The sequence below is a fragment of the Kitasatospora sp. NPDC058965 genome (genome assembly GCF_042741245.1).
GTDB lineage: Bacteria > Actinomycetota > Actinomycetes > Streptomycetales > Streptomycetaceae > Kitasatospora.
This window is the reverse complement of record NZ_JBHYKG010000389.1, coordinates 1-7,134: the sequence shown is the minus strand read 5'-3', so window position 1 is coordinate 7,134 and position 7,134 is coordinate 1. Positions and strand designations below refer to the sequence as shown.

The 7,134-nt window shown below is 73.2% G+C and carries 5 protein-coding genes; 4 read left to right on the top strand and 1 reads right to left on the bottom strand.

What is annotated here, in order from left to right:
- The coding region (locus ACFW1A_RS36435) for a YfhO family protein (protein ID WP_380417176.1) at positions 1-1,954 on the bottom strand (1,954 nt) is incomplete at its 3' end.
- Between the two features lie 92 nt (positions 1,955-2,046).
- Between ACFW1A_RS36435 and ACFW1A_RS36430 the strand changes: the two genes are divergently transcribed.
- The 4 genes from ACFW1A_RS36430 to cimA all read left to right on the top strand — a co-directional run bounded on the left by ACFW1A_RS36430 (position 2,047) and on the right by cimA (position 7,007).
- Entirely contained in the window at positions 2,047-2,610 is a 564-nt protein-coding gene (locus ACFW1A_RS36430) for a Uma2 family endonuclease (RefSeq protein WP_380417174.1), read from the top strand.
- 59 nt (positions 2,611-2,669) lie between these two features.
- A complete protein-coding gene (locus ACFW1A_RS36425; protein WP_380417172.1) occupies positions 2,670-3,707 on the top strand; it encodes a 3-isopropylmalate dehydrogenase in 1,038 nt (345 codons plus the stop codon).
- Positions 3,708-3,852: 145 nt separating this feature from the next.
- Positions 3,853-4,971 (top strand): branched-chain amino acid aminotransferase, encoded by a 1,119-nt coding sequence (locus tag ACFW1A_RS36420; protein WP_380417170.1) that lies wholly within the window; start codon positions 3,853-3,855, stop codon positions 4,969-4,971.
- 425 nt (positions 4,972-5,396) lie between these two features.
- Positions 5,397-7,007, top strand: coding sequence for a citramalate synthase (cimA, locus tag ACFW1A_RS36415; protein ID WP_380417168.1), 1,611 nt, complete (start codon positions 5,397-5,399; stop codon positions 7,005-7,007).
- Positions 7,008-7,134 lie beyond the last annotated feature (127 nt).

Sequence of the window (7,134 nt, the reverse complement as noted above, 5' to 3'; positions counted from 1 at the left end):
CCGGCTGGCCGAGCTCGCCGCTCAGGTAGGGCGCGTACAGGAACGCCGAGCGGCCGGGGTCGCAGCGCGCGGTCAGCTCGGTGGGCGGGCTGCCGGCGGGCGTGGTGGGGATCGACCAGCCGCTGCTGCCGTGGTCGGTGGGGGCGGGTCCGCCGCCCGGGACCGGCGGCGGGACCTGGTACGGGCTCGCCCCGGGCCGGAGCAGCGACTGCCGGCGGGCCCAGACGGAGGAGCTGTCCCGGCCGACCTGCTGAACGACCGTCACCAGGGGCGCGGCCGGGGCCCGGCGCACCGTCAGGTCGGGCTGGAGCGAGCTGCCGACCCCGAACAGGGCCTGGCCCAGCGGGTCGGTGAAGCTCAGCGTCTGCCGGCCCTGCAACTGCCAGCCGGCCCCCAGCCCGTGCAGCGCCTGGGCGGTGGCCGCGGGCAGGTAGTCGCTGCGGTAGCCGCCGCCCTCACCGCCGAGCAGCATCGGGTCGTTGCCGGTGAACAGGTGCGGCCCCGGATCGCTGCGCCCGGCCGGCCACCGCTCGCCGGTGGCGACCAGGGCCCGTGCGGCGGCCAGCTGCGCCCGGGTCGGGACGGGCGGCGCGCCCGCCACCGGCCGGTCCCGCAGCTGCAGGACCGAGGAGGCCGCCCAGCCCGAGCCGACCAGCACCACGCAGCCCAGCACCCCCAGCGCCGCCCGCCGGGACCGCGCCCCGCCCGCCAGCGCCCGCACCGCCAGCACCCCCAGCGGCACCCCGACGCCCAGCAGCACCCAGGTGACCGGCCGGGTCGACCCGCGCCCGTGGCCCACCGCGGCCAGCAGCGCGACCAGCGCCGCACCACCGGCCAGCGCGGGCAGCGGCGGCCGGTGCGCCAGGCAGACCCAGGCCGCCATGGTGAGCAGCCCGCTGAGCACGAAGGTGGACCGGTACGGATCGCCCTCCGGCGCGGTGGACACGTGCCAGAGCAGGACGGTCGGCCGCCACACGAAGGAGGCCGCCACCAGCAGCAGCGCCGCGGTCCAGGCCACCCGCTCGCGCAGCCGCACCCGGCGGTTGAAGGGCAGCGCGGCCACCAGCAGCAGCCCGAGCACCCCGACGAAGACGTTCGGCAGGGCCCGGGCCGCCGGCCCGCCGGGCAGCAGCTGGGCCAGGTAGTCGGTCACTCCGGGGGTGCTCGGGTGCACCACCGCGGCCGGCTGCGCGGCCCGCCCGGCCCGGTAGGTCAGCCAGAGCACCGGCGCCGCGCCGAGCGCGATGCCGACCGCCGCCATCGCCGCGGCCCGGCCCAGCGCGCGCAGCCGCCCGCGCCAGGGGGTGCGGGCCACCGCCAGGCGCAGCAGCAGCACCAGGCCGGCGCCCAGCGAGGCGGTGGCGGCGGTGTAGAAGTCGGCCAGCCAGGTGGCGGCCACCAGCAGGGTGCCCAGCGGCCAGCCGGTGCGGCGCACGCAGCGGTCGAAGGCCAGGCAGAGCAGCGGCAGCGCGACCAGCCCCCACATCCAGGCGGGCCGCCCGACCCCCGTCACCAGCGTCCAGGCGCAGAGCCCGTACCCGATCCCGAGCAGGCCGCGCGGGAGCACCGAACCGGGGCACAGCCGTCCGAGGAACCGGGTCATCAGCGCGGTCCCGGCCCCGAGGCTGAGCAGCACGGCCAGGAACACCCCGAGCGCCACCTGGGCCCGGGGGAGCAGCAGCACCACCCAGGAGCACGGGTTGAGCAGCTCGCTCACCAGGTCCGGCAGGAACGGCACCGCGTACCCGCTGCGCCAGTTCACCAGCAGGTCCCCGCCGCCGTTCCCGTGCACCAGGTCCCAGAGCCGGGTGTGCAGCGGCACCACCAGGTCGACCATCGCCGTCCCGCCGCGCAGCCGGCCCCCGAACGGGTACCCCCCGTGCAGCGCGAGCGCCGCGCAGTACGTCCCCACCGCGCCCGCCCCGGCGCCGACCGCGCCCGTCACTTCCCGCATGCGGCCATCCTGGACACGTTCGGGTGATTCAGTCCCAGGACCCGCCGGGTAGCCTGAACTGGACCGCCAGACTCTCGCGCATGGGAGTAATGATGAGCGTCGCACCACATCCGGATTGGCTGCGCCCGCCGGTGGGCGGCTGGACGGCCGAGGATCTGGACCGGCTCCCTGACCTGCCTCCGCACACGGAGCTGATCGACGGGAGCCTGATCTTCGTGAGCCCGCAGACCCTGTTCCACATGCGCACCATCCGGGCTTTGGAACGGGCGCTGGAGGGTGCTGTTGAGCCGGGCTGGGACGTCTGGCGCGAGATGACCGTCAGGCTGAATCGCAAGAATCGGCCCGAGCCCGATCTCGCAGTGGTTGCCGACAGCGCGTTCCGGGGGCTGAAGCAGACCTTCTGCCTGCCCGAGGACGTTCTGTTGGTGGTCGAGGTCGTCTCGGAGGAGTCGGAGGAGCGCGATCGGCACACCAAGCCACGTAAGTATGCGGCTGCCGGAATCCGATACCTCTGGCGGGTGGAGGAGGACCGTGGTCGGCCTGTCGTTTACACCTATGAGCTGGATCCGACCACCGGTTCGTACCTCCCGACCGGAATCTTCCGTGACACGATCAAGCTTGAGCAGCCTTTCCCGGTCACCATTGAGTTCCCCTGACCCGTCCGCATCGTGGACGCGAGGTGTCACCCCCCGAGACACGGAGTACCGTTCCCAGCATGTCTCGCAGCCTTCGTCTCGCAGTGATCCCCGGTGACGGCATCGGCCAGGAAGTGGTCGCCGAAGGGCTCAAGGTCCTCTCCGCCGCGCTTCCGGCCGACGTGAAGCTGGAGACCACCGAGTACGACCTCGGAGCCCGCCGGTACCACGCGACCGGGGAGACCCTGCCCGATGCGGTGCTCGAAGAGCTCAAGGGCCAGGACGCGATCCTGCTCGGCGCCATCGGGGACCCGTCCGTCCCGTCCGGCGTGCTGGAGCGCGGCCTGCTGCTGAAGCTGCGCTTCGCCTTCGACCACCACATCAACCTGCGCCCGGGCAAGCTCTTCCCCGGTGTGGCCTCGCCGCTGGCCGGTGAGCCCGCCATCGACTTCGTGGTGGTCCGCGAGGGCACCGAGGGCCCGTACGTGGGCAACGGCGGCAGCCTGCGCACCGGGACCGAGCAGGAGGTGGCCACCGAGGTCAGCCTCAACACCGCCTTCGGCATCGAGCGCGTGGTCCGCGACGCCTACCGGCGCGCCGCCGCCCGCCCGCGCAAGAAGCTCACCCTGGTGCACAAGAACAACGTGCTGGTGCACGCCGGCCACCTGTGGACCCGGATCTTCCAGCAGGTCGGCCAGGAGTTCCCCGAGGTCACCACCGACTACCTGCACGTGGACGCGGCGACGATCTTCTTCGTCACCCAGCCCGAGCGGTTCGACGTGATCGTCACCGACAACCTGTTCGGCGACATCCTCACCGACCTGGCCGCCGCGGTCACCGGTGGCATCGGCCTGGCCGCCAGCGGCAACATCAACCCCTCCGGCGCCTTCCCGTCGATGTTCGAGCCGGTGCACGGCTCCGCCCCGGACATCGCGGGCCAGGGCAAGGCCGACCCGACCGCCACCGTGCTCTCGGTCGCCATGCTGCTGGAGCACCTGGGCTTCGCCGCCGAGGCCGCCGCGGTCGAGGCGGCGGTCGCCGCCGACCTGGCCGAGCGCACCGGCACCCGGACCACCTCCGAGGTCGGCGACGCGCTCGCGGCCCGAGTATCCGGCTGACGGGCCGGCTGGGAGAGCCACTCACAACCCCACAGCTGTTCGGCACGGCCCCTGAGATGCGACCATCAACAGTGGGCCGTGCCGTCGTGTGTCCCAGCACCTGGCGGGTCGGCCCGGACCAACCCCACGGTGAAGGACTGAAGCCATGACCACGCCCACCCAGGCGCCCATCCCGTTCGACCTCAAGCCCTCCGCGCACCCGCTGCCCGCGGCCGAGCGCGCGGCCCGGCTGGCGAACCCCGGCTTCGGCCGGATCTTCACCGACCACATGGTCACCATCCGCTGGACCGAGGGCCGCGGCTGGTACGACGCCCAGCTGACCCCGTACGCCCCGCTGGAGATGGACCCGGCGAACATGACCCTGCACTACGGGCAGGCGATCTTCGAGGGGCTCAAGGCCTACCACCAGCCGGACGGCTCGGTCTCCACCTTCCGCCCGGAGGCCAACGCGGCCCGGTTCCAGGCCTCGGCCCGCCGGCTGGCGATGCCCGAGCTGCCCACCGAGACCTTCGTCGAGGCGGTCGAGCTGCTGGTCCAGCAGGACCGCGACTGGGTGCCCACCGAGCCCGAGCAGAGCCTGTACCTGCGCCCGTTCATGTTCGCCACCGAGGTCGGCCTGGGTGTCCGGCCGGCCAACGAGTACCTGTTCGTGCTGATCGCCTCCCCGGCCGGCGCCTACTTCCCCAGCGGGGTCAAGCCGGTCTCGGTCTGGCTCTCCGAGGAGTACGTCCGGGCCGCCCCGGGCGGCACCGGCACCGCCAAGTGCGCCGGCAACTACGCGGCCTCGCTGGTCGCCCAGGCCCAGGCCGCGGCCCAGGGCTGCGACCAGGTGGTCTGGCTGGACGCGGCCGAGCACAAGTGGGTCGAGGAGATGGGGGGCATGAACCTCTACTTCGTCTTCGGCGAGGGCGCGGACGCCCGGATCGTCACCCCGGCGCTGTCCGGCGCACTGCTGCCCGGCATCACCCGCGACTCGCTGCTCACCATGGCCGCGGACCTCGGCTACGCCACCGAGGAGCGGAAGATCTCCACCGACGAGTGGAAGCAGGGCAACGCCGACGGCACCCTGACCGAGGTCTTCGCCTGCGGCACCGCCGCCGTGATCACCCCGGTCGGCTCGGTCAAGTCCGCCCGCGCCGACTGGACCGTCGGCACCGGCGAGCCCGGCCCGGTCACCATGCGCCTGCGCGAGACCCTGCTGGGCATCCAGGGCGGCACCGTCGCGGACACCCACGGCTGGCTGCACCCGATCATCAAGGCCTGACGACCGGTCACCCGGGCGCCCGCCGACGCGCGGCGCCCGGGTGGACGCCCCGTTCTGACACGCCCGTCCCGGATCGCGAGACGTTCCTCCCGCTGCCGCCGGGCTGTGCCAGACTGCCAGCGTGTCCTCGCTTTCGCTGATGATTATTAGCAGCAGGCGCGCCGGTCCGCAGTGACCGTTCCGCGGTGAACCCCGCGGGACGACCACCGTGTCCTCAGACCCGCGCGCAGACCTCTCGCACCCGCGAGGGGTCTTTTGTTTTGCCCGGCCAGGCCCACCCCACGCCGACCGGGCAGGACTCGGAACCCCGTCCCCGCCCACCCGGCGGGCCCGGATTCCGGGTGGCGCGCGGGAAGGTGGACAGTGGAGCCGGGAACTCGATTCCGGCAGCAGCAGACTCTCTCCCGAACGGAGAAACCAGGGCCATGACCGACGGCAGTACACGTCACCCCGACGACGGCTTCCACGTCTTCGACACCACCCTGCGCGACGGCGCGCAGCGCGAGGGCATCAACCTCACGGTGGCCGACAAGATGACCATCGCGCGGCACCTGGACGACTTCGGCGTCGGGTTCATCGAGGGCGGGTGGCCGGGAGCCAACCCCCGCGACACCGAGTTCTTCGCCCGGGCCCAGTCCGAGCTGCAGCTCAAGCACGCCCAGCTGGTGGCCTTCGGCGCCACCCGCCGGGCCGGCGGCCGGGCCGCGGACGACCCGCAGCTGGCCGCCCTGGTCGACTCGGGCGCCCCCGTGGTGACCCTGGTGGCCAAGTCGCACGACCGCCACGTGGAGCTCGCGCTGCGCACCACGCTGGAGGAGAACCTGGAGATGGTCCGGGACAGCGTCGCCTTCCTGCGCGAGCGCGGCCGCCGGGTCTTCATCGACTGCGAGCACTTCTTCGACGGCTACAAGGCCAACCCCGAGTACGCCCTCGCAGTGGTGCGGGCCGCGCACGAGGCCGGTGCGGCGGTGGTGGTGCTCTGCGACACCAACGGCGGCATGCTGCCCGGCGGGGTGCGCGAGATCGTCGCCGAGGTGCTGGCCGCCACCGGGGCCCGGCTCGGCATCCACGCCCAGGACGACACCGGCTGCGCGGTGGCCAACACGCTGGCCGCGGTGGACGCCGGCGCCACCCACGTGCAGTGCACCGCCAACGGCTACGGCGAGCGGGTGGGCAACGCCAACCTGTTCCCGGTGGTCGGTGCGCTGGAGATCAAGTACGGCCACCGGGTGCTGCCGGCCGGCAAGCTGGCCGAGATGACCCGGATCTCGCACGCGATCGCCGAGGTGGTCAACCTCACCCCGTCCACCCACCAGCCGTACGTGGGCTTCTCGGCCTTCGCGCACAAGGCCGGGCTGCACGCCTCCGCGATCAAGGTGGACCCCGACCTCTACCAGCACATCGACCCCGAGCTGGTCGGCAACACCATGCGGATGCTGGTCTCCGACATGGCCGGGCGGGCCTCGATCGAGCTCAAGGGCCGCGAGCTCGGCTACGACCTGTCCGCCGACCGCGACCTGTCCGGCCGGGTGGTGGCCCGGGTCAAGGAGCAGGAGCTGCTCGGCTACACCTACGAGGCCGCCGACGCCTCCTTCGAGCTGCTGCTGCACGGCGAGGTGCACGGCCGCCCGGCGAGCTACTTCACGCTGGAGTCCTGGCGCACCATCAGCGAGCAGGGCCCGGGGGGCACCGCGGGCAACGAGGCCACCGTCAAGCTCTGGGCCAAGGGCGAGCGGATCATCGCCACCGGTGAGGGCAACGGCCCGGTGGACGCGCTGGACCGGGCCCTGCGCAGCGCGCTGGAGAAGATCTACCCGCAGCTGGCCAAGCTGGAGCTGTCCGACTACAAGGTCCGGATCCTGGAGGGCCAGCACGGCACCGGCTCCAAGACCCGGGTGCTGATCGAGAGCACCGACGGCAGCGGCACCTGGTCGACCGTGGGGGTCGCCGACAACGTGATCGGCGCCTCCTGGCTGGCGCTGCAGGACGCGTACACCTACGGCCTGCTCAAGGCCGGCGTGCAGCCGGAGGCCTGACGCCGACGGGGACCGCCCCGGGACATCGCCGACGGGGACCTCGTGGGAGGTCCCCGCCGGTGGTGGTCAGCGCAGGCGGGCGAGCAGGGCGTGCTCGACGAGGGTGATGAGGGCGCTCTTGGCGCTG

Excerpts from the sequence above, each read along its gene's own strand:
- ACFW1A_RS36420 (WP_380417170.1), top strand. The coding sequence starts at position 3,853 with ATGACCACGCCCACCCAGGCGCCCATCCCGTTCGACCTCAAGCCCTCC.
- ACFW1A_RS36430 (WP_380417174.1), top strand. The coding sequence starts at position 2,047 with ATGAGCGTCGCACCACATCCGGATTGGCTGCGCCCGCCGGTGGGCGGC.
- cimA (WP_380417168.1), top strand. The coding sequence starts at position 5,397 with ATGACCGACGGCAGTACACGTCACCCCGACGACGGCTTCCACGTCTTC.
- ACFW1A_RS36425 (WP_380417172.1), top strand. The coding sequence starts at position 2,670 with ATGTCTCGCAGCCTTCGTCTCGCAGTGATCCCCGGTGACGGCATCGGC.